The organism is Qaidamihabitans albus (genome assembly GCF_016464705.1).
Lineage (GTDB): Bacteria > Actinomycetota > Actinomycetes > Mycobacteriales > Pseudonocardiaceae > Qaidamihabitans > Qaidamihabitans albus.
In genome coordinates this window covers 84098-106734 of sequence record NZ_JAEHOB010000007.1, presented here as the reverse complement: position 1 = coordinate 106734, position 22637 = coordinate 84098, and the positions used below count along the sequence as shown (strand labels likewise).

At 70.4% G+C, this 22637-nt stretch carries 17 protein-coding genes; 15 read left to right on the top strand and 2 right to left on the bottom strand.

Features of this window, described 5'->3' with window-relative positions:
• Window positions 1-20 precede the first annotated feature (20 nt).
• The 7 genes from JAP66_RS15680 (at window position 21) to JAP66_RS15650 (ending at window position 7565) form a co-directional block, all read left to right on the top strand.
• Window positions 21-1376, top strand: a complete 1356-nt coding sequence (locus tag JAP66_RS15680; RefSeq protein WP_199432476.1) for a phosphomannomutase/phosphoglucomutase — start codon at window positions 21-23, stop codon at window positions 1374-1376.
• Window positions 1377-1393: 17 nt separating this feature from the next.
• Entirely contained in the window at window positions 1394-1645 is a 252-nt protein-coding gene (locus JAP66_RS15675) for a Trm112 family protein (protein ID WP_199432475.1), read from the top strand.
• Complete coding sequence (locus JAP66_RS15670; RefSeq protein WP_199432474.1) at window positions 1635-2726, top strand: hypothetical protein; 1092 nt, start codon at window positions 1635-1637, stop codon at window positions 2724-2726. Before JAP66_RS15675 ends, JAP66_RS15670 begins: the two co-directional genes overlap by 11 nt.
• A 53-nt stretch (window positions 2727-2779) precedes the next feature.
• The gene (gene manA, locus JAP66_RS15665) at window positions 2780-4015 is read left to right on the top strand and encodes a mannose-6-phosphate isomerase, class I (RefSeq protein ID WP_307849577.1); all 1236 of its coding nucleotides are present in this window, start codon (window positions 2780-2782) and stop codon (window positions 4013-4015) included.
• Window positions 4016-4128: 113 nt separating this feature from the next.
• Complete coding sequence (locus JAP66_RS15660) at window positions 4129-5046, top strand: cation diffusion facilitator family transporter (protein WP_199432473.1); 918 nt, start codon at window positions 4129-4131, stop codon at window positions 5044-5046.
• A 68-nt stretch (window positions 5047-5114) separates the two neighbouring features.
• The gene (locus tag JAP66_RS15655) at window positions 5115-6626 is read left to right on the top strand and encodes an amino acid permease (RefSeq protein ID WP_199432684.1); all 1512 of its coding nucleotides are present in this window, start codon (window positions 5115-5117) and stop codon (window positions 6624-6626) included.
• A 174-nt stretch (window positions 6627-6800) separates the two neighbouring features.
• The gene (locus JAP66_RS15650) at window positions 6801-7565 is read left to right on the top strand and encodes a hypothetical protein (RefSeq protein WP_199432472.1); all 765 of its coding nucleotides are present in this window, start codon (window positions 6801-6803) and stop codon (window positions 7563-7565) included.
• A 177-nt stretch (window positions 7566-7742) separates the two neighbouring features.
• Here JAP66_RS15650 and JAP66_RS15645 read toward each other — a convergent pair whose 3' ends face one another.
• Window positions 7743-10055 carry a hypothetical protein gene (locus JAP66_RS15645; protein ID WP_199432471.1) on the bottom strand — a complete coding sequence of 771 codons (2313 nt, stop codon included), beginning with the start codon at window positions 10053-10055 and terminating at the stop codon, window positions 7743-7745.
• A 111-nt stretch (window positions 10056-10166) separates the two neighbouring features.
• Between JAP66_RS15645 and ahcY the strand changes: the two genes are divergently transcribed.
• Together ahcY and JAP66_RS15635 are read left to right on the top strand one after the other, a co-directional pair.
• Window positions 10167-11660 (top strand): adenosylhomocysteinase, encoded by a 1494-nt coding sequence (ahcY, locus tag JAP66_RS15640; RefSeq protein ID WP_199432470.1) that lies wholly within the window; start codon window positions 10167-10169, stop codon window positions 11658-11660.
• 27 nt (window positions 11661-11687) lie between these two features.
• Complete coding sequence (locus JAP66_RS15635) at window positions 11688-12335, top strand: dTMP kinase (RefSeq protein WP_199432469.1); 648 nt, start codon at window positions 11688-11690, stop codon at window positions 12333-12335.
• A 32-nt stretch (window positions 12336-12367) separates the two neighbouring features.
• On the opposite strand, the gene JAP66_RS15630 is transcribed toward JAP66_RS15635, so the two are convergent.
• A complete protein-coding gene (locus JAP66_RS15630; protein WP_199432468.1) occupies window positions 12368-13165 on the bottom strand; it encodes an IclR family transcriptional regulator in 798 nt (265 codons plus the stop codon).
• 180 nt (window positions 13166-13345) lie between these two features.
• On the opposite strand from JAP66_RS15630, the gene mtrA reads away from it, so the two are divergent.
• The 6 genes from mtrA (at window position 13346) to secA (ending at window position 22590) form a co-directional block, all read left to right on the top strand.
• A complete protein-coding gene (gene mtrA / locus JAP66_RS15625) occupies window positions 13346-14023 on the top strand; it encodes an MtrAB system response regulator MtrA (RefSeq protein WP_199432467.1) in 678 nt (225 codons plus the stop codon).
• A gap of 7 nt (window positions 14024-14030) precedes the next feature.
• Window positions 14031-15746, top strand: a complete 1716-nt coding sequence (mtrB, locus tag JAP66_RS15620; RefSeq protein WP_199432466.1) for an MtrAB system histidine kinase MtrB — start codon at window positions 14031-14033, stop codon at window positions 15744-15746.
• Entirely contained in the window at window positions 15743-17518 is a 1776-nt protein-coding gene (locus JAP66_RS15615) for an LpqB family beta-propeller domain-containing protein (RefSeq protein WP_307849576.1), read from the top strand. Before mtrB ends, JAP66_RS15615 begins: the two co-directional genes overlap by 4 nt.
• A 45-nt stretch (window positions 17519-17563) precedes the next feature.
• A complete protein-coding gene (locus tag JAP66_RS15610; RefSeq protein WP_307849575.1) occupies window positions 17564-18238 on the top strand; it encodes a ComF family protein in 675 nt (224 codons plus the stop codon).
• 554 nt (window positions 18239-18792) lie between these two features.
• Window positions 18793-19497 (top strand): ribosome hibernation-promoting factor, HPF/YfiA family, encoded by a 705-nt coding sequence (hpf, locus tag JAP66_RS15605; protein WP_199432465.1) that lies wholly within the window; start codon window positions 18793-18795, stop codon window positions 19495-19497.
• Between the two features lie 243 nt (window positions 19498-19740).
• Entirely contained in the window at window positions 19741-22590 is a 2850-nt protein-coding gene (gene secA, locus JAP66_RS15600) for a preprotein translocase subunit SecA (RefSeq protein ID WP_199432464.1), read from the top strand.
• Window positions 22591-22637 lie beyond the last annotated feature (47 nt).

Sequence of the window (22637 nt, the reverse complement as noted above, 5' to 3'; positions counted from 1 at the left end):
ATCGAGCAATGGGAGAGGGCGTGTCAGACCTTTCGGGCATCGTGAAGGCCTACGACATCCGTGGCGTGGTCGGTGAGCAGCTCGACGCCGGCCTGGTCCGGGACTTCGGCGCCGCGTTCGCGCTGCTGATCAAGCCCGACTCGCCGTCCGTGGTGATCGGTCACGACATGCGCGAGTCGTCGCCGGGGCTCGCGTCCGCGTTCGCCGACGGCGTGACCTCGCAGGGGCTCGACGTGGTGTCGATCGGCCTGGCCAGCACCGACCAGCTCTACTTCGCGTCCGGCTCGATGAACATGCCCGGCGCGATGTTCACCGCGAGTCACAACCCGGCCCAGTACAACGGCATCAAGCTGTGCCGGGCCGGCGCCGCCCCGGTGGGCCAGGACTCCGGTCTCGCCGAGATCCGCGACACAGTCGAACAGGGTGTGCCGGCCTTCGCCGGGCAGCCGGGCAGCGTGGTCGAGCGCGACGTGCTCGCCGACTACGCCGCGTACCTGCGCTCGCTCGTCGACCTCTCCGGCAGCAGGCCGCTGAAGGTGGTGGTCGACGCGGGCAACGGCATGGGCGGCCACACGGTGCCCACTGTGTTCAAGGGAATTCCGATCGAGATCGTGCCCATGTACTTCGAGCTCGACGGCACCTTCCCCAACCACGAGGCGAACCCGCTGGACCCGGCGAACCTCGTCGACCTGCAGGCGAAGGTGCGCGAGACGGAGGCCGACGCGGGGCTCGCCTTCGACGGCGACGCCGACCGCTGTTTCGTCATCGACGAGAACGGCGACCCGGTGCCGCCGAGCGCGGTCACCGCGCTGGTCGCCGTCCGGGAGCTCGCCAAGGAGCCGGGCGGGACGGTGATCCACAACCTGATCACGTCCAAGTCCGTGCCGGAGATCGTCACCGAGCACGGCGGCAACGCGCTGCGCACCAGGGTCGGGCACTCCTTCATCAAGGAGAAGATGGCCGAGACCGGCGCGATCTTCGGTGGCGAGCACTCCGCGCACTACTACTTCCGCGACTTCTGGCGGGCCGACACCGGCATGCTGGCCGCGCTGCACGTGCTCGCCGCGCTCGGCGAGCAGTCCGGCACGCTCTCGGATCTGACCAGGGAGTACACCAGGTACGCGGCCTCCGGGGAGATCAACTCAACGGTCGACGACCAGGTCGCCCGCCAGCTTGCGGTCAAGGACGCCTTCGCCGGCCGCAACGGTGTCACCATCGACGAGCTCGACGGGCTCACGGTCGATCTCGGGTCGAAGGGCTGGTTCAACCTGCGGCCGTCCAACACCGAGCCCCTGCTGAGGCTGAACGTCGAGGCGCCCGACGCCGCGGCCGTCAAGGAGCTCACCGACGAAGTCCTGGCGATCGTTCGCGGATAGCGTGGTAAAGAGGAAACATGGCCGTCACCCTTGATGCTCAGCTGCTGGAGATTCTCGCGTGTCCCGCACCGGATCACGCGCCGCTGAGCCCAGGCGCGCCGGACGACCCGTCCGCCGACGCGCTCACCTGCACTTCCTGCGGGCGGGTCTTCCCCGTCCGGGACGGCATACCGGTGTTGCTGCTCGACGAGGCCAGCGAGCCGCGGTCGTCCACCGACGAACCCGATGAACCCGCGAGTTCCGACGAACCCAGTACCGATGGTGCTTGACGACGCCCTGCTCGACGATCCCGCACGGCTGGCCGAGGCCGACACCGCGGGACTCCTGCGCGCCGCCGCGATGTCCGGTGCGCAGATCCGCGCGACCGTCGAGGCCACCGCCGAGCTGGAGTTCGGCGACCGGCTGGACATCGGGCGGCCGCGGGCGCTGGTTATCGTCATCCGGCCGGGCGCGGGCCGCAGCGCGGCACTGCTGCTCGCGGCGCTGCTCGTGCCGTCCTGCCCGGTGCCGGTCGTGCTCAGCGACGTCGTGCCCACCTGGATCGGCGCGCTCGACGTCGTGCTCGCGCACACCGACGACCCGAACGACCGCGACCTGGCGGCCTCCCTGGAGCGGGCCAGCCGCTACGGCGCAACCGTGGTGCTCTCAGCCCCTCCGGACGGCCCGGTCGCCTCCGCCATCGCGGGCCGGGGGCTGCTCATCGCCCCCCGGGTGCTGGTGCCGCCCGAACTGGCGTTCCCGCGCGCACTCGCGGCCGGCCTGCTGACCGCGAACACGCTCGGCCTGCTCGTCGCCGACGTCGAGTCGCTCGCCGACCACCTCGACGGGGAGGCGGAGCGGTGCCATCCGGGCCACGAGTCCTTCGTTAACCCCGCCAAGTCGCTCGCGTTACGCATCGCGGGCCGGACGCCACTGCTGTGGGGGCTGGACCAGGTCGCCGTCGCGGTCGGCCACCACGCGGCGTACGCGCTGGGTGCGCACGCCGCGATCGTCGGTGACGTCGCGGACTACCGGCAGGCGCTGGCCCGGCCCGCATTGCACCGCGCGGCGGTGGAGAGCGTCGGCGAGCGGAACATCTTCGCCGACCCGGACGACTCTTCCACCGAGGGCCCGCTACCGCGGGCGCTACTGCTCGCCGTACGCACCGGACCGGCCGCGGACGGCGCCCGGCACCGTGCGTACGAGATGCTGACCTCGGCCGACGTACTCGCACCGGCCGAGGAGATCGAGGCCGACGACGTCGGCCGCGCCGCGGTGCTCGCGTTACGTTTCGAGCTCGCGGCCGTCTACCTCGGCCTAGCGGCTGGAACTATTGGGGGAGCCGGCCGGTACACGCCCGCGATGGCGTAGGTCGGCGTGATCTGAACGGGCCGGTGTGCGAGAACGGCCGGCAAGGAGTTGAGGTGACCGTGGAACTGCTGCGCAACGCCGTGCGGCCTTATGCGTGGGGCTCCAGGACCACTATTCCCGAGCTGCTCGGGCGCCCGGTTCCCGCACCGCACCCCGAGGCGGAGCTGTGGATGGGCGCGCATCCCGGCGACCCCTCGCGGGTCACCGGGCCGGACGGCGTCGAGCGCAGCCTGCTGGACGTGGTCGAGGCCGATCCGGTCGGTCAGCTCGGCGCCAGGTGTGCCGGGCAGTGGGGCGGCAGGCTGCCGTTCCTGCTGAAGATCCTCGCCGCCGAGGAGCCGCTGTCCATGCAGGCGCACCCTTCGGCCGAGCAGGCCGCGGAGGGCTACGCGCGCGAGGAGGCTGCCGGCATTCCGCGGGACGCGGGCAACCGCAACTACCCGGACCCCACCGCTAAGCCGGAACTCGTGTGCGCGCTCACCGAGTTCCACGCGCTCGCCGGTTTCCGGGACCCGCACCGCACCCTGGAGCTTCTCCGGGCCGTCGACACCCCCGGCCTGGCCAAGTACACCGGGCTGTTGGCGGCCCAGCCCGACCCGGACGGCCTGCGGGCCCTGTTCACCACCTGGATCACGCTGCCGCAGCCCACACTGGACGAGCTGCTGCCCGAGGTCCTCGACGCCTGCGTGCTGCACGTCAAGGAGCGCGGCGAGTTCGACACCGAGTGCCGCACCATCCTGGAGCTCGGCGAGGCCCATCCGCGCGACGCGGGCGTGCTCGCCGCGCTGCTGCTGAACCGCCTGACGCTGCGCGCGGGCGAGGCCATCTACCTCCCGGCAGGCAACCTCCACCTCTACCTGCACGGCACCGCGGTGGAGATCCTGGCCAACTCGGACAACATATTGCGCTGCGGCCTCACCCCCAAGCACGTCGACGTGCCGGAGCTGCTGCGAGTGGTGGACTTCGCGTGCGGGGACATGCCGGTGCTGCGAGGTGACCGGGAAGGGCGGATCGCCGTCTACCGCACCGACGCGCCCGAGTTCGAGCTCTCCCGCGCCGAGTGGGCCGCGGGCGACTGTGCCGAGGTGGTCCTCGACGGCACGGGTCCGCAGATCCTGCTCTGCACCGAGGGGGAGTTGCTGCTCTGTGCCGGGGACGGCACGAAGGTGGAGCTGCGCCGGGGCGAGTCGGTGTGGCTGCCCGCGTCCGATCCGGCCGTGCGGCTGCGGCCGACCTGCGCCGGGCCGGCGCACCTGTTCCGCGCCACAGCCGGGACCTGCCCGGACTGAGCCGCCTGGTCACCTCTCGTGAGTGCGTACGCGAGTTAGAACACTGTTACGCACTCACGAGCGGTGACCTCTAAGCTGCTCGCGATCAAGTCGGATCGAGCAGGGGGTAGCGCGTGGCAGCAAACGGTGGCACGAAGGCGATCCTGGCGGCGCTGGTCGCCAACGCCGGGATCGCGGTCGCCAAGTTCGTCGGCTTTCTGATCACGGGCTCGTCCTCGATGCTCGCCGAATCCGTGCACTCGGTGGCGGACACCTCGAACCAGGGGCTGCTGCTGCTCGGGCAGAAGACGTCGCGGCGAAAGGCGACCAGGGAGCACCCGTTCGGCTACGGCCGCGACCGGTACTTCTACTCGTTCATCGTCGCGCTGATGCTGTTCACCCTCGGCTCCGCCTTCGCGCTGTACGAGGGTATCCACAAGGTGCAGCATCCGGAGGAGCTGACCTCGCCGGTCGTCGCCGTGGTGATCCTCGTGGTCGCGATCGGCCTGGAGATCTACAGCTTCCGCACGGCGATCGTCGAGTCCAGGAAGGTCAAGGGCGACGCCACCTGGTGGGGCTTCATCCGCAAGTCGAAGACTCCCGAGCTGCCGGTGGTGCTGCTGGAGGACGCCGGCGCCCTGTTCGGTCTCGTCTTCGCGCTGATGGGTGTCGGCCTCTCGGTGGTCACCGGGGAGCCGGTGTGGGACGGCATCGGCACCGTCATGATCGGTGTGCTGCTCGGCATCATCGCGATCATCCTGATCATCGAGATGAAGAGCCTGCTGATCGGCGAGGGCTCCGGGGAGGGTGAGCTCTCCGCCATCACCGCCGAGCTCACCGCGGGTGACGACGTCGACCGCGTCATCCACATCCGCACCCAGTACATCGGCCCGGACGAACTGCTCGTGGCGGCCAAGCTCGCGATGCGGCCGGGGCTGGAGATGAGTGAGGTCTCGCGGGCGATCAACGACGCCGAGTCGCGGGTCCGGTCCACAGTGCCCGTCGCGCGGCTGATCTACCTCGAACCCGACCTCGATCGCGGCGGCTCCTGACCGGGAGCGCACACCCGGACGCTAGGGTGCCCACCGTTCCTGAGATCCAGGTCGAGTGGGAGGAAGCGTTGTCCGGTAACGGGATTTGGCGGACGAAATCGGTCGAACAGTCCATTGCGGACACCGACGAACCGGGCACCAGACTGCGCAGAAACCTCGGCGCGTGGGACCTGACGGTGTTCGGCGTCGCCGTGATGATCGGCGCCGGTATCTTCACGCTGACCGCCCGCACCGCGGGTGACCTGTCCGGGCCGTCGGTGGCGCTCGCGTTCGTCTTCGCCGGGACGGCGTGTGCGCTCGCCGCGCTGTGCTACGCCGAGTTCGCCTCGACCGTGCCGGTGGCGGGCAGCGCCTACACGTTCTCGTACGCGACGTTCGGCGAGTTCCTCGCCTGGATCATCGGCTGGGACCTGATTCTCGAGTTCTCGGTCGCCGCGGCGGCGGTGGCCAAGGGCTGGTCGGTCTACCTGGAGACCGTGCTGCGGTACGTGTTCGGGGAGGGCGTGAGCACGACCGTCGGCGCCGGCGGAGTCGACGTGGACTGGGGATCGCTGTTGCTGGTCGCCGTGCTCGCCGCCCTGCTGACCGCGGGCACGAAGCTGTCGTCGCGGTTCGGCCTGGTCATCACGATGATCAAGGTGCTGATCATCCTGTTCGTCATCGTCCTCGGCATCGCCTACATCAACCCGGACAACTACACGCCGTTCATCCCGCCCGCAGCCGAGGGTGGCGAGACGGCAGGCGGCCTCGAACAGTCGCTGTTCTCCACGCTCGTGGGCGGGTCAAGCAGCGTCTACGGTGCTTTCGGACTGCTGGCAGGCGCCTCGCTGGTGTTCTTCGCGTTCATCGGCTTCGACATCGTCGCCACCACGGCCGAGGAGACCCGTGAGCCGCAGCGCAACGTGCCGCGCGGCATCCTCGGCTCGCTCGCCATCGTGACGGTGCTGTACGTGGCCACGTCGCTGGTGGTGGCCGGGATGGTGCCCTACACGTCGCTCGCCACGGACGCCGAGCCTGCGGGCCGCAAGACGCTGGCGACCGCGTTCGCGTTTCACGGCGTCGACTGGGCCGCGAACGTCGTCTCGATCGGGGCGCTGGCCGGGCTGACGACCGTGGTGATGGTGCTGCTGCTCGGACAGCAGCGGGTGCTGTTCGCGATGGCCAGGGACGGGCTGCTGCCGCGTCCGCTCGCGAAAACCGGTTCCCGCGGCACGCCGGTGCGGGTCAACATCCTGGTCGGGGTCGTCGTCGCGATCGCCGCGACGTTCTTCGACACGGGCAAGCTCGAGGAGATGGTGAACGTCGGGACGCTGTTCGCGTTCATCCTCGTCTCGGCGGGTGTGCTGGTGCTGCGCCGGAAGCGGCCGGATCTGCGGCGGGGCTTCCGCGTGCCGCTGGTGCCGTTGGTGCCGCTCCTGGCGATCGCCGCCTGCACCTGGCTGATGCTCAACCTGACCGTGCTCACGTGGCTGCGATTCCTCGTGTGGATGGCGCTCGGCGTGCTGGTGTACTTCGCGTACAGCAGGCGGCACGCGGTGCTCGGCCGCCGAAAGTCAGTACAGTCGGTTACCCGGGATTAGCTGCCGGTGTAGTCCATGTGGTGGTTGGGACTCAAGTTGGTTACTGGCGGAGATCAATAAGGTCACCGAGGTGATAAACGGGTAAAGTGGCTCACCCGATCGGTTAGGGTCCGTGCGGCCTGCCCGCCTTGCCGGGCACTTCCCCGAAGTCTTCACCCGCACGGGAGATTCTTGATGTCTGTGAGTCCGAGGTTCCGCCTTCGCACGTTCGCCGTGGCCACGATGGCGCTGGGTCTACTGGCCGGTTCGGCCACCGTCGCCGCCGCGACCTATGTGGAGGATCCACGCGCCGAAGTCGTCGACGGCAATGTCGATGAGGGAATGAAGGACGCCTGCGAGAAGGCCGGGCTCGCCGGGGAGCCCCTCGACAAGGACGACGTCGAGTTCACCGGCGGCACCCAGCAGGACCGTTTCCTGACCATCACGGAGATCCCGGACGGTGCCGAGGTGACTGGCATCATCGTCAAGGGCGGTGATGGCTACAACCTGTACGTGCCCGGCGAGAAGAAGCTCTCCGCCACGCCGCCGTGGAAGAAGCTGCGCGCACCGCTGAACAACGGCGGCAAGATCCCCCAGATCAGCCACTGGTTCCTCTGTGGCGAGGTCACCACGCCGAGTTCCACGACCTCGCCGAGCGAGACCGAGACCTCGACCAGCACCACCACGGAGAGCTCGACGACGTCCACCGAGACGTCGACCTCCAGCGAGACGACCAGCCCGGAGGAGAGCACGACCGGCGTCGCGACCTCCACGACGACCAGCGGAGCCGGCGGTGTGGCGACCACGACGTCGCAGCCCGCGGTCTCGCCGGCCGGGGACAGCGGCGACCTGGCCTCCACCGGGTTCGGCAGCGGCTGGCTGATCGGTCTCGGCGCGCTGCTGCTCGCCGGTGGCGGTGCGCTGCTCGCGCTGACCAGGATGCGCCGCAAGACCTCCTGACGCCCGGGAGTCAGTGCCCGTCAAAGCGCGCGACACGATCGTGTCGCCGGGGCTCGGGACTTGACCTCGTCAGCCCGCCGCCCGCAGTTGGGACGCCCCGCCGCCACGATCACGAGGCTTCGCCGGGCGCGCCCTGCTGCCCTTTGACCAGGCACGTCACGGTTCTCAGCTGGTCAGTCAGTGACAGCGCGGCTGGCCGAGCAGATCGCCGAACAACGGCACCTGCTCGGCCAGCCGCTTCGTCGTGTCGGGGTCCTCCAGCCCGGCCGCCATGATCACCGCGCGGTCCCACTCCGGGTCGGCGACGTAGTCCGCGTGCCTGCGCACGCCCGCCACCCAGCGCCTGCCGTTGAGGGGACCGGTGATGGGGTCGGGCAGCCAGTGATCGCCACCGAGCACCAGCGCGCCGGTCGGTCCGCGCACCGCGGCGGGCAGCGCGCCGACCCCGCCGTCGGGCAGGTAGCCCATCCCCAGCAGCTTGCCGTCGACCACCTGGTGCCGCCAGGTGGTGGCACCACCGCCGAAGGTGTCCGTGCCGCGGCACAGCCCGCGCCACCGTCCGTCGAGCCTGCCGTAGAACCGGGTGAGCGACTCGTGCGGCAGTACGGCGGGAAAGGCGCGCTGGTAGCCCCACTGCAACGGCGCGCCGCCGGTGAGCACGCCGACCCGCTCCCGGTCCTCGGCGGGCAGGTCGGCCACCAGCCTGCTCGCCGCGACGACCGCGAGCAGACCGCCGATGTGATAGCCGGCGAGCACGACGCGGGTGTTCGGCTCGGCCAGGTGCTCGCGGGCCCGCTCGGCGACCTCGGGGACGACCTTGAGCGGGTACGACGGCGGCACGGCCGGATGCGCGGCCCGCGGCCAGAAGCAGACGAGATCGGCGAAGGCGCCGAGGTGCCGGCTCCGCTCGGGTCCGGTGGCGGTGGTGTAGACGACCCGCAGCAGGCCGGCGGCCAGCGCGCCCAGCGCCAGCACGCCGACGCCGGAGAACGGGGCCAGCCTGCCGGGCACCGAACCGGCACCGAATCGCACCGCGAGCAGCACCGCGACACCGACCGCCATCGTCAGCACGAACCCGAGCACCATGCGGTGCAGGTACTTGCGTTCCCAGCTCGCCCTGGCCCACGCGGTCGCGGCCGCAGCCCGCTCCTGCTTGCCGTTCTGCAGTAACCGGACCACCTCCGGCACGCCTCTGCGGAGCCGCCGCAGCGGGATCGCGACCGCGAAAGCGCCACCGGCGAGCAGCGCGGCGACCGGCAGCGCCGTGCCCCACAGCAGGGTGACCAGCGTGTAGCTCGGCGGCAGGAGCAGGTCGCCGGTGCCGATCAGCTGGCGCAGCGCGATCGCCAGCCCGGCACCGAATCCGCCGCCGAGCAGCCCGGCCAGCGCCAGCGCGGGTGCGGCGGCCCAGCCACCCGCCCACGGCCGCAGTCGCCGGGGCAGTGCCGCCCACGCGGGCCTGGCGAGCAGCGCGGCAGGTACGAGCAGCACGCCGAAGAGGACGCACACCGCGAGCAGCGCCGCGCCGACCACCTGCACCGCGTCGTTGGTGCCGGTCAGCGCCGACGGCAGCGGTGTCCGGAGTACCGCGGCGGTGACGACGAGCCCGAGCGCGACGATCAGCAGCACGACGCGGATCACCGCGCCGAGCAGCCGGTGCGCGCGCGTGGTCGCGGCCAGCAGCGTGCAACCGAGCACCGTCAGCGTGACCACCCACAGGACGAGCTCCGCGGTCGACCCGGGTACGCGCAGCGGTCCGCCGAGCAGGAGCAGTGCCACGCACGCCAGCGCGGCCACCGTGTGAGCGGAGCGCAGCAGCGCCGTGTCGGTGCCGTCGACCAGGTCGTCCCCGGGCAGTTCCGGCCCCTGGTTGCGTACTCGCTCGGGCGCGTTCACCGTCCACGCCGCCGATGAAACCCGGTACAGCACGAAGATGACCGCCAGCAGTGGCAGCACTCCGACGACGGTGCGCATCGGCGGGACGTCCCTGATCCAGGACGGGGTGAACGGCACGCAGGTGGAGCCCGGGGCGAGGCACTGCACCGCGACCAGGTCGAGGCTGACCACCGCGAGCTGGGTCACCAGCAGCACGGTGAGCAGCAGTGCCGCGATCCGGAGCAGGGCGCGGCACACCGTGCCGATGGCGGTGGCGAGCCGGCTGCCCTCCGGAACCGGCGGCAGCATCCAGTGGGCCACGTTGGCCAGTGAGAACGGGAACAGCAGCGCCCAGGCCGTCTTCGCCATACCGCCCGAGGTCATCCGGTTCCACAGGTAGCCCTCGACCGTGCGCGGCAGCGAGCGGCCGAGTGCCTGCAGCATGGGCCCGGGCGCGGGCCTGCGCAGCCGGTCGGACGGCCGGATGATCCTGCCGACGCCGTCGCCGGCGACGTCCACGGTGTCGACCGAGTCCAGCAGCGATTCGCCGCTGGTGCCGATCAGCCCCGGAACGCGCAGTTCGACGACGCGGGTATCGGGGCCGGGGAGTGGCACCTGTACTTCTCCTAGCTGGGTTCAGGGAAACAACGGACGAACGAACAACGGTAATCTGCTGGTGTCAATGCGGCCGGTTGGCGGCACAGCGAGTCTGAAGGAATGTTCGAAATGCCCCCTGAAAGCGTTGCTCCACGGCAGCAGAGCCGCAATGGGATCGAATTCGCCGTCGCGGACCTGGCCGCCGCCGAGTTCGGCCGCAAGGAGATCCGGCTCGCCGAACACGAGATGCCAGGGCTGATGGCGCTGCGGCGGGAGTACGCGGAGGTCTACCCGCTCAAGGGGGCCCGGATCTCGGGTTCGTTGCACATGACGGTGCAGACGGCGGTGCTGATCGAAACGCTGGTGGCGCTCGGCGCCGAGGTGCGGTGGGCTTCCTGCAACATCTTCTCGACCCAGGACCACGCCGCGGCGGCGGTCGTCGTCGGTCCGTACGGCACTCCCGAGGAGCCGCGCGGGGTGCCGGTCTTCGCGTGGAAGGGCGAAACCCTCGCGGAGTACTGGTGGTGCACCGAGCGAATGCTCACCTGGCCGGGCGAGGGGCCCAACATGATCCTCGACGACGGTGGCGACGCGACCATGCTCGTGCACAAGGGCACGCAGTACGAGAAGGCCGGGGTCGTGCCCTCACCGGAGGCGGACGATCCGGACGAGTGGAAGGTCTTCCTGGAACTGCTGCGGAACTCGGTGGCCGCCGACGCGGGGAAGTGGACGACGATCGGCGCGGGCATCATGGGCGTCACCGAGGAGACCACGACCGGCGTGTTGCGGCTGTACCAGCTGGCGGCGCAGGGGGAACTGCTGTTTCCGGCGATCAACGTCAACGACTCGGTGACCAAGTCGAAGTTCGACAATCGCTACGGCATCCGGCATTCGTTGATCGACGGCATCAACCGTGGCACGGACGTGCTGATGGGCGGCAAGGTCGCGGTGATCTGCGGCTACGGCGACGTCGGCAAGGGGACCGCGGAGTCGCTGCGCGGGCAGGGTGCGCGGGTCGTCGTCACCGAGATCGACCCGATCTGCGCGCTACAGGCCCAGATGGACGGTTACGAGGTCAAGACGCTGGAGTCGGTGCTGCCGGAGGCGGACATCGTGATCACCACGACCGGCAACAAGGACGTGGTGATGGCCGAGCACATGGCGCGGATGAAGCACCAGACGATCGTGGGCAACATCGGGCACTTCGACAACGAGCTCGACATGGCCGGCCTCGCCCGCTACCCGGGCATCCGCAGGGTGAACATCAAGCCGCAGGTCGACGAGTGGATCTTTCCCGGCGGTTCCGAGGGCCGCCCGGACGGGCACTCGATCCTGGTGCTGTCCGAGGGCAGGTTGCTGAACCTCGGCAACGCCACCGGGCACCCGTCTTTCGTGATGTCGACCAGCTTCTCCAACCAGGTGATCGCGCAGATGGAGCTGTTCACCAAGAACGCCGAGTACGACCGGGAGGTGTACCGGCTGTCGAAGAAGCTGGACGAGAAGGTCGCCCGCATCCACGTCGAGGCCCTCGGTGGGGAGCTCACCAAGCTCTCCAAGGACCAGGCCGAGTACATCGACGTGGACGTCGAGGGACCGTACAAGTCGGACCACTACCGGTACTGACCCCGCCGCTTTGTATCGTGCACGCTCGTGGGGCGACTGGTGGTCATCGAGGGTATCGACGGCGCGGGCAAGCGCACGCTGACCGACGCGCTGACGAAGGCGCTGCACGAGGCAGGCGCGAGCGTGGCGACCCTGGCGTTCCCGCGCTACGGTGCCGGCGTGCACGCCGACCTGGTGCGGGAGGCGCTCTACGGCGAGCACGGCGACCTCGGTGACTCGGTGTACGGCATGGGGCTGCTGTACGCGCTGGACCGCCGGGAGGCCGCCGCGGGCATCCGCGCCGACCTGCGCGCGCACGACGTCCTGCTGCTCGACCGCTACGTGGCCTCCAACGCGGCCTACGGGGCCGCCAGGCTGCGCCAGGCGGCGGACGGCGAGTTCGTCGAGTGGGTCCGGCTGCTCGAGATCGAGCGTTTCGGCCTGCCCGTGCCCGACTCGCACGTGCTGTTGCGGGTCGCCCCCGACGTGGCGGCGCGCCGGGCCGGGCGGCGGGCGGTCAGCGAGGCCGGCCGGGCCAGGGACTCCTTCGAGTCCGACGACGGCCTGCAGGCTCGCTGCGCGCGGATCTACGACGACCTCGCCGCCGCGGCCTGGCTGTCGCCCTGGCATGCCGTCGACGGTGCCGCGGAGGTGGACGCCCCCGCCCTCGCCGCGAACCTGCTGGCCGGCTCGTGAGTGCGTAGCCGAGTTCTAACTCGCGTGCGCACTCACGAGGGTGTCTGGTGCGGGAAGTGGCCGAGCTGGCCGGAGAGCTCGGCGGCCGCCTCGGACATCGGTTGCACCAGTTGCCTGATGCGCTGGCGGGAGAGCCGGTAGGACGGTCCGGAGGCGCTCATCGCGGCGATGATCTCGTAGCCGGTGCCGAAGATCGGCACGGCCACCGCGTGCATGCCGATCTCGAACTCCTCGAAGCACGCCGCGTAGCCGTCCTCGACGATGCGGTCGAGTTCGGCCGTCAGTTCCTCCGGCCGGGTCTTGGTGCGCGGGGTGTACTCGTCGAGCCTGCGGCGCAGCAGCCTGCGCCGTTCGGTGGCGTCCATGTAGGCCAGCAGCACCTTGCCGCTGGAGGTGGCGTGCAGGGGGGTGCGCCGGCCGGTCCAGTTCTGCGCGGACACGGCGGCGGCGCCGTGTGCCTGGCTGATGTTGATGGCGATGCCGTCGTCGGCCACCGCGATGTTGACCGTCTCGCCGAGCGACTCGGCGAGCATCTGGCAGGTCTGGTTGCCGAGTTTGGCCAGATCCATCCGGCCGGTCGCGGCACCGGCCAGCCGGACGATCCCGAAACCGATCGCGTACTTCCCGCGCTCGCCGAGCTGTTCGACGAGGCCCCTGGCCTCCAGGACGCTGACGAGCCGGGAGGCGGTCGACTTGTGGACGCCCAGCTCACCGGCGATCTCGGTGATTCCCGCTTCTCCGTTGCGGGCGAGTAGCTCGAGGACGCTGATCGCCCGGTCCACGGACTGGACCGGGCTGGTGCCGTTCTTTCCTGCGCCGGAGTTCCGCATAGCGCAACACTAGTGGGTCGGCGCAAGGGGGTCGCCGTTCCCGGGCGGTGTCTGACCAGGCCGCGCAGTTACCCGGAAGGCCGCCGAACGGCGTCTCGCCTGATCGCCCGATCGGACTAGTGCGGCCCCGGAAAGCCGGGCCGCGTACGCGGACTGTGACATGAGTGCGAATATGTGCTCATGAAGGCACGTGTGCTGGTCGTCGACGATGACCCTGCTCTTGCTGAGATGCTGACCATCGTTCTGCGTGGCGAGGGATTCGACACCGCGGTCGTCTCCGACGGTTCGCGTGCGCTGCCCGCGCTGCGTGAGCTGAAACCCGATCTTGTGCTCCTCGACCTGATGCTGCCCGGCATGAACGGTATCGACGTCTGCAAGGCCATCAGAGCCGAGTCCGGGGTACCGATCGTCATGCTCACCGCCAAGAGCGACACCGTGGACATCGTGCTCGGCCTCGAGTCGGGTGCCGACGACTACGTGGTCAAGCCGTTCAAGCCCAAGGAGCTCGTCGCACGTGTCCGCGCCCGCATGCGGCGGACCGAGTCCGAACCCGCCGAGACGCTCACGATCGGCGACCTTTCGATCGATGTGCCCGGCCACGAGGTCACCCGCGAGGGCAAGCCCATCCCGCTGACGCCGCTCGAGTTCGACCTGCTGGTGGCACTCGCGCGCAAGCCGCGCCAGGTGTTCACTCGGGAGGTGCTGCTCGAACAGGTGTGGGGTTACCGGCACGCTGCGGACACTCGCCTGGTGAACGTGCACGTGCAGCGGTTACGGTCGAAGGTCGAGAAGGACGCGGAACACCCAGAGGTGGTGTTGACGGTGCGCGGCGTGGGGTACAAGGCGGGTCCCCCATGATCGAGCGATGAAAGACCGGCTGACCAGGTTCGGCCGGGCGACGGCGGCGGTCGCCGCGAGGGCGGTGACCTTCGGCAGGCGGCGCGCCGTTGTCTTCGGTGAGCTCTGGCGGCACTCGCTGCAGTTCCGGGTCACCGTCTCCACCCTGGCGCTGTCCTCGGCGGTGGTCTTCGTTCTGGGCATGGTGTTGCAGAGCCAGATCACCGAGCGGCTGATGGACACCAAGGAGAAGGCGGCGTTCGGCCAGCTGCAGGTGGTCGTCCAGACGGCCGAGAGTCAGCTCGTCGGTGACGCCGGCCAGGAGGAGGGCCTGCGCAACCGGCTGGCCAACGCGCTCAAGAAGATCACCAGCAGCTCGGTGGCCACCCGCGACACGTCCAGTTCGGCGGCCGGCGCCTTCGAGCCGGTGCTCGCGGCGGGGGATCCCGACCGCTCTTCCGAGGACACCATCTACGCGGGCCCCTACGAGAAGGTCCCAAGCGGGCTGCGCAACTTCGTCGAGAACAACCAGCAGGCGAACCAGATCCACACCTTCGGCACGGGCAACGACCGGGCCACCTACCTCGTGGTCGGCGCGCCCGTGACAACCACCTCGCGCCCGCTGCAGCTCTACCTGCTCTTCCCGCTCACCGCCGAGCAGAACACGGTCGCCACGGTGCAGAACACCCTGCTGGTCGGTGGCCTGGTGCTGTTGCTGCTACTCGCGGGCATCACCAACCTGGTCACCCGCCAGGTGGTGCGTCCCGTTCGCCGGGCCGCGGCGGTGGCGGAGCGCTTCGCCGACGGCGAGCTGGACCGGCGCCTCGACGTGGTGGGTGAGGACGACCTGGCCAAGCTCGCCGTGTCGTACAACGAGATGGCGGCCAGCATCCAGCGGCAGATCCGGCAGCTCGAGGAGTTCGGCCAGCTGCAGCGGCGGTTCACCTCGGACGTTTCGCACGAGCTGCGGACCCCGCTCACCACCGTGCGGATGGCGGCGGACGTGCTGCACGCCTCGCGCGAGCAGTTCCCGGCCGGGCTGGCCCGCTCGACGGAGCTGCTGGTCGACGAGCTGGACCGGTTCGAGACCCTGCTGCGCGACCTGCTCGAGATCAGCAGGCTCGACGCCGGTGTGGAGGAGCTCTCGCCCGAGGTCGTCGACGTCAGGCCGGTGGCGGAGCGCGCGGTCGAGCAGGTCAGCGTCATCGCCGGGTCCGCGGGCAGCACGATCGAGCTCGACGTGCCGGAGGAGGAAGTCACCGCCGAGGTGGACGCGCGCCGGGTCGAGCGGATCCTGCGCAACCTGCTCGCCAACGCCGTCGACCACAGCGAGGGCACGCCGGTACGGTTGCAGTTGGCCGCCAACGACCATGCGATCGCGCTCACCGTGCGCGACTTCGGGATCGGGTTGCGTCCCGGCGAGGCCGAGCTGGTGTTCAACCGGTTCTGGCGGGCGGATCCCTCCCGTAACCGGCGCACCGGTGGCACCGGGCTCGGCCTGGCGATCAGCCACGAGGACGCCCGGTTGCACGGCGGCCTGCTGGAGGCCTGGGGCGAACCGGGCCGGGGCGCGTGTTTCCGGCTCACGCTGCCGCGCCGGGTCGGCGACACGGTGGAGCAGAGCCCGCTCGCGCTGCCGCCCGATGGGCCCGCGGCGGGCAACGGCCAGGTGGTCGAGGCCGGAACGGACACCCCTGGCGAGGGCGCGACCGAGCCGGCCAGGGAGCACGAGGAGGTCAGGTGAAAGGCGTACCGGGGCACGTCTTGGCGAAGCGGCGGCACGTGGTGGCGGCCGCGCTCGCCTGCGTGCTGGTCGCGGCCGGGTGCGCCAACATCCCCGCCGAGTCGCAACCCGAGGCGATTCCACGGGACCGGCTCGGCCAGCCGACACAGGAGATCCCCGAGCCGGCGCCGGACCTGGACCCGCTCACGGTGGTCCGCGAGTTCGTGCGCGCGAGCGCGCAGCCGGCGAGCGACAACGCCGCCGCACGGGCCTATCTCGAGCGCACCGAACGGCAGACGTGGCGGCCGGATCAGAGCCTGACTGTCATCCAGGACACCTTCGGCACGGTCTACGCACCGAGCAGCGAACAGCCGGCCGGCGAGAACGAGCGGCTGGTGACGCTGCGCGGCTTCCAGGTGGGCAGGCTCGGGCCGGACAGCGCGTTCATCCCCTCGACCGACTCCGTCGAGGTCCCCGTGCGGCTGCGCCGTCAGCAGAACGCCCAGTGGCGCATCGTCGACCCGCCGAACAACATCATGATCACGGAGACGGACTTCACCGAGAGCTACTTCCGCGTCCCGGTGTACTTCTTCGCTCCCGATTCCAGCGCACTGGTGCCCGACCTGCGCTATGTCGTGGCGAAGCCGCAGTCCGGGTTGCCGGCCAGGGTCGTCGACCTGCTGCTCGCCGGACCGTCGAACGGCCTGGCGGGCGCGGTGCGCAATCCGCTCGGCGACTCGGCGACGCTCGAGAGCAACGTGACGGGTACCAGCGACGGCGCTCTGGTGGTGCCCCTCTCGGGCGTCGAGGAGCAGAGCGTGCAGGACCGCAAGCTGATCGCCGCGCAGATCGTCCGCTCGCTGCAGAACGTGACCACGAGCCGCATCCGGTTGCTCTCCGACGGCACGGCGCTCGTGCCGGGCCACATCGACTGGCGGCCGAGCGACCTGCCCGCGTACGAGGCCCTGTCCTCACCGAGCTCCGAGCTGCCCGGCCTGATGGTCGTCGACGGGCGCGTCCGCTCGCTCGGCAATGGCGCACCGATCGACGACCCGGCCGGCACCGGCGCGCTGAACGTGGAGAGCGCGGCGCAGTCCATCAACGGTGAGCAGCTCGCGGTCGTCGAACGGGTGGGAGACCGGGCGCGGCTGCGGGTCGGCGACTACGGCGCGAACGGACAGGTCGTCGACCTCGCCGACGCGAAGGCGCTCACCAGGCCGAGCTGGCGGCCTGCGGCGTCCACGTCGAGCTCCTCGGGCGAGCTGTGGACCGCCGTCGACCAGGAGCAGGTGGTGCGGGTGCTCCGGGCGCCGGACGGGCGGTGGACCCCGCAGTCGGTGAACGCCTCGGAGATCACCGCGGTCGGTCCGATCACCGGGCTGCGGCTGTCGAGGGACGGTGTCCGGGTGGCCGTGATCGCAGGCGGGCAGCTGCTGGTCGCGTCCGTGGTCCGTGCCGCGGACGGCACGTCGGTGACGCTGCGTGCGCCGCGGATCCTGCAGAGCGGCCAGCTCGGGGAGGTCGTGGACGTCGACTGGATCAGTCAGGACACGCTGATCGCGGCAACGGCCTCGGAGTCCGTTCCGGTCGCCCGCGTGCCGGTCGACGGGTTGCGGCTGGACAAGTTCAACAGCTCCAACCTGACGCCGCCGATGAGTGCCGTCACGGCGGCGCCGGGCAGGCCGATCGTCGTCGCCGACGCGGGCGGCCTGTGGACGGTGAGCGACGTGGGTGAGGTGTGGCGCCCGCACGCGCACAGCCACGCCGAGGCGAGGCCCTTCTACCCCGGCTGAGGTCCGCCACCGCTTTCTGTCGGTGGGTGCGGGCATGCTGCGGGCGTGACCAGCCGGGCAGGTGTGCGCTCGATCGGAAGGGCCGCCCTCGATCTGTTTCTCCCCGCCGTTTGTGCGGGCTGCGGTGAGCCGGGCGCCCCGTGCTGCCCGGCGTGCGCCGCGGTGTGGTGCGGCCAGGAGTTCGTCGCCCGCGGCGGGGGTGTCCACGCGCTCGCCCGCTACCACGGAGTCGCCAGGCGGCTCGTGCTCGCCTACAAGGAGCGCGGCAGGCGCGATCTGGCGCGCCCGCTCGGCGAGGTCCTGGCCGGCGTGGTGCCCCACCTGCCTGGCGCGCGGCCGGACGCCGCGGGCATGTGGTGGCTGGTACCCGCCCCTTCCCGGCGGTCGGCGGCGCGCGTCCGGGGCGGGCCGCACGTCCTCGAACTGGCACGGCGGTGTGCGGCCTGGATGGCGGCGCAGGGCAGGCCGGTCGCGGTCGCGCCCGCGCTACGGCTCGACGCGGGTGCGCGGGACGCCGTGGGGCTGGACCAGGCGCAGCGGGTGGCGAACCTGGCCGGGCGGCTGCGGTTGCACCCGGACGGCGCTCCGCCCGCGGGGACCCCGGTCGTGCTGCTCGACGACGTGGTGACCACCGGGGCGACTGTCGGCGCGTGTACGGCGGCGCTGCGTGCGGGCAGCGTCGAGGTCTCGGCCGTGCTCGCGCTGACGGCGGCCGGCTGAGCCTGCTGAGACTGCCCCCTGTCACCCGGTCGAGTGTTCTCTCGGCGGGAACCCACGCGGGGCGCCCGGTCGTTGGTGGGGCATGAGGCCGGCACCGTTCGTGGGTCACTCCGGCGGAGTGGCGGACGGCTGCGGCACGATCGTCACCCTCGGGCAGGCAGACGCCGCGCCGCTGCGCCCCAGGAATGAAATCCACGTGAGCCCGCTGCTCCGAACGGGGCGCGGCCGTCGCGCGTGCACGGCGCGTCCACTGCGGACGGTGACCGTCTCTCACCGCCCGGCGTCCCCCGCCCCGGGGGCTGTTCTAACCGCCGTCAGCGGGCTAACGTGCTCCGCTAACAGCTTGTCCCGGCAGGCAGGGAGGTGAAGAGCCCATGTCCCTAGCGCCGGAGGAGCGCTGATTCCGCGTTCGGCCATCGCCCACGAGACGTCGTGACCGCGTGCCGACCGCAGCCAGCGCGCGTACGGGCTTCGCAGACCCGGCGGTTCCCTTCTACACCGGCGCGCACCGTCCAGAAGATAGCTCGCAGCCATCTCAGCGAGGGAGGTCGTGTATGGACATCGTCGTTAAGGGTCGCAACGTGGAGGTGCCCGAACACTATCGGGCGCACGTCAGCGAGAAGCTGGCCCGGTTGGAGCGGTACGACAAGAAGGTCATCCGCTATGACGTGGAGCTTTTCCACGAGCCCAACCGCCGGCAATCCAAGAGCTGCCAGCGGGTCGAGATCACCGGCAAGGGAAAGGGGCCCGCCGTCCGCGCCGAGGCCTGTGCCGGCGACTTCTACGCGGCGCTCGACTCCGCCGTCAGCAAGATCGAGAACCGTCTGCGCCGCATGCACGACCGGCGCCGCGTGCACTACGGCAGGCGTAGCCCGGAGTCCGTCGCGGAAGCGACCTCCGTCGCGGCCGCCGGAGCGGGCCTGACCGGTCCGGAGACCAACGGACGGCGCCCGGCGGGCACGGCCGTGCTCGATGCACCGGCATCCGTCGAGGCGCTGAGCGAGGAGATGGCGGCCGCCGAGATGGCCGACTTCTCGGTACCAGAGCAGCGCTGGGACGACGGCGTGACCGAGCACGAGCCCGGTCGCATCGTGCGGGAGAAACAGCACTCCGCGGAACCCATGACGGTCGACCGGGCTCTCTACGAGATGGAGCTCGTCGGACACGACTTCTACCTCTACAACGACGCGGAGGTCGGCAAGCCGAGCGTCGTCTACCGGAGAAAAGGCTTCGACTACGGCGTCATCAGGCTCGGCTGAGCCCGCCGGGGAACGAACTACGAGCCCAGGACTCTTCCACTCCTCAGCAGCGGACGGCCCGCACGCGCAGCGCGTGCGGGCCGTCCCGCGTGCCCGTTCGCGACGCCGGGTGCACGCAGGGCGGCATGTTCCCTACGATGGACGTATGCGCGGTCCCGTTCCCCGGGGCTGCGTGTGCCAAGCTGCCCGGCGCCCGCTCGGGTGCTATCACGACCAAGAGACACAGCTAGTGAGGTCGACCGGATGCTTCTGAACCGCCTGCTCCGTGCGGGCGAGGGCAAGATGGTGAAGCGGCTGCGCCACATCGCAGACCACATCAACACCCTCGAAGACGATGTGCTGGACCTCTCGGACGCTGAGCTCCAGGCCAAGACCGGTGAGTTCCGCCGGCGGCACGAGAACGGCGAGTCCCTCGACGACCTGCTGCCGGAGGCGTTCGCGGTGGCGCGGGAGGCCGCCAAGAGGGTCCTCGGGCAGCGCCCCTTCGACGTGCAGGTCATGGGTGGTGCCGCGCTGCACCTCGGCCAGGTCGCCGAGATGAAGACCGGTGAGGGCAAGACGCTGACGTCGGTGCTGGCGTGCTACCTCAACGCGATCTCCGGCAAGGGTGTGCACCTCGTCACCACGAACGACTACCTGGCCAAACGTGACTCCGAGTGGATGGGCCGCATCCACCGGTTCCTGGGGCTGGAGGTCGGTGTCGTCCTGTCCGACCTGCCGCCGTCCGGACGCCGGGCGGCCTACAACGCCGACATCACCTACGGCACGAACAACGAGTTCGGCTTCGACTACCTGCGCGACAACATGGCGTGGAGCCTGGACGACTGCGTGCAGCGCGGCCACAACTTCGCGATCGTCGACGAGGTCGACTCGATCCTGATCGACGAGGCGCGCACCCCGCTGATCATCTCCGGGCCCGCCGACCAGTCCTCGCGCTGGTACACCGAGTTCGCGCGGATGGCGCCGCTGATGAAGCGTGACATCCACTACGAGGTGGACGAGCGCAAGCGGGCCGTCGGTGTCACGGAGAAGGGCGTCGAGTTCGTCGAGGACCAGCTCGGCATCGACAACCTCTACGAGGCGGCGAACACCCCGCTGGTCGGCTACCTGAACAACGCGCTGAAGGCCCAGGAGCTGTACCGGAAGGACAAGGAGTACATCGTCCGCAACGGCGAGGTGCTCATCGTCGACGAGTTCACCGGGCGAATCCTCGCCGGCCGCCGGTTCAACGAGGGCATGCACCAGGCGATCGAGGCGAAGGAAGGCGTCGAGATCAAGGCGGAGAACCAGACGCTCGCCACGATCACGCTGCAGAACTTCTTCCGGCTCTACGACAAGCTCGCGGGCATGACCGGTACCGCCGAGACCGAGGCGGCCGAGTTCCACCAGACCTACAAGCTCGGTGTGGTCCCCATCCCGACCAACCGGCCGATGATCCGGGCCGACCAGGCGGACCTGATCTACAAGACCGAGCAGTCCAAGTTCGAGTCGGTCGCCGACGACATCGCCGAGCGGCACGAGAAGGGCCAGCCGGTGCTGGTCGGCACCACCAGCGTGGAGAAGTCGGAGCACCTGTCGAAGCTCCTGCTCAAGCGCGGGGTTCCGCACGAGGTGCTCAACGCGAAGAACCACCACCGCGAGGCACTGATCGTGGCCAAGGCGGGGCGCAAGGGCGCCGTCACGGTCGCCACCAACATGGCAGGCCGAGGCACCGACATCGTGCTCGGCGGCAACCCGGACATCATCGCCGACGAGGTGCTGCGGGAGCGCGGCCTCGACCCGGTGGAGCACTCGGAGGAGTACGAGGCCGCGTGGCCGAAGGTCCGCGAGGAGGTCACCGCGGAGTCGAAGGCGGAGGCCGAGGAGGTCATCGAGGCCGGCGGCCTGTACGTGCTCGGCACCGAGCGGCACGAGTCCCGCCGCATCGACAACCAGTTGCGCGGTCGCTCCGGGCGCCAGGGCGACCCGGGTGAGTCGAGGTTCTACCTCTCGCTCGGCGACGACCTGATGCGCCGCTTCAATGCCGCGATGGTCGAGCGGGTCATGACCACCATGCGGCTGCCCGACGACGTGCCGATCGAGCACAAGATGGTCAGCAAGGCCATCAAGAGCGCGCAGACGCAGGTCGAGCAGCAGAACATGGAGATCCGCAAGAACGTCCTCAAGTACGACGAGGTGATGAACCTCCAGCGCAAGGTGATCTACGCCGAGCGCCGCCGGGTGCTGGAGGGCGAGGACCTGCGGGAGCAGCTCGAGCACATGCTGCGCGACGTCGTGACCGCCTACGTCGACGGGGCGACCGCCGAGGGCTACGCCGAGGACTGGGACCACGAGAAGCTGTGGACCGCGCTGAAGACGCTGTACCCGGTCGGGATCCGCTGGGAGGACCTCGCCGAGGACACCGACGACCTCGACGCCGACCGGCTGCGGGAGGCCCTGCTCGAGGACGCGCTCAGGGCTTACGACCAGCGTGAGGCCGAGATCGACGCCAAGGTGGGCGAGGGCGCGATGCGGGAGCTGGAGCGCCGGGTCGTGCTGTCGGTGCTCGACCGCAAGTGGCGCGAGCACCTCTACGAGATGGACTACCTCAAGGAGGGCATCGGTCTGCGGGCGATGGCCCAGCGGGACCCGCTCGTGGAGTACCAGCGCGAGGGCTTCGACATGTTCAACGCGATGCTGGAGTCGCTGAAGGAGGAGACCGTCGGTTTCCTCTTCAACCTCCAGGTCGAGCAGGCGGAGCCCACCCCGCAGACCGAGCCGCAGCCCGCGGTGGCGGCGCCGGCGATGGCCGGCAACGGTCAGGCGGCGCCTGCCGAGAGCAGGCACGCCCGGTCCGTCCCGCCGCAGCCGAAGGCCGCACCGCAGGGTGAGGCGGTGCCGGCGGCGCTCCGGGGCAAGGGTCTCGGCGCAGGTTCCAGCCAGCAGGCGCTGACGTTCTCCGGCCCGGCCGAGGGCGGCGGCGTCGAGTCGCACGGTGCCGGCGACGGTGACGGCTCGCAGGGCGGGTCGTCCTCGGCGGCCGGTACGCGGCGGGAGCGGCGTGCTGCCGCCCGTCAGCAGGCGAAGAAGGGCAAGAAGGGCGCGCGCCGCTAAGGCCGGACCACCAGGTGCCCCCGCGGCCTCGTACGAACGCGTACGAG

Excerpts from the sequence above, each read along its gene's own strand:
- hpf (WP_199432465.1), top strand. The coding sequence starts at position 18,793 with ATGGACATCGTCGTTAAGGGTCGCAACGTGGAGGTGCCCGAACACTAT.
- mtrA (WP_199432467.1), top strand. The coding sequence starts at position 13,346 with ATGAAGGCACGTGTGCTGGTCGTCGACGATGACCCTGCTCTTGCTGAG.
- JAP66_RS15675 (WP_199432475.1), top strand. The coding sequence starts at position 1,394 with ATGGCCGTCACCCTTGATGCTCAGCTGCTGGAGATTCTCGCGTGTCCC.
- JAP66_RS15670 (WP_199432474.1), top strand. The coding sequence starts at position 1,635 with ATGGTGCTTGACGACGCCCTGCTCGACGATCCCGCACGGCTGGCCGAG.
- mtrB (WP_199432466.1), top strand. The coding sequence starts at position 14,031 with ATGAAAGACCGGCTGACCAGGTTCGGCCGGGCGACGGCGGCGGTCGCC.
- JAP66_RS15650 (WP_199432472.1), top strand. The coding sequence starts at position 6,801 with ATGTCTGTGAGTCCGAGGTTCCGCCTTCGCACGTTCGCCGTGGCCACG.
- secA (WP_199432464.1), top strand. The coding sequence starts at position 19,741 with ATGCTTCTGAACCGCCTGCTCCGTGCGGGCGAGGGCAAGATGGTGAAG.
- ahcY (WP_199432470.1), top strand. The coding sequence starts at position 10,167 with ATGCCCCCTGAAAGCGTTGCTCCACGGCAGCAGAGCCGCAATGGGATC.
- JAP66_RS15630 (WP_199432468.1), bottom strand. The coding sequence starts at position 13,165 with ATGCGGAACTCCGGCGCAGGAAAGAACGGCACCAGCCCGGTCCAGTCC.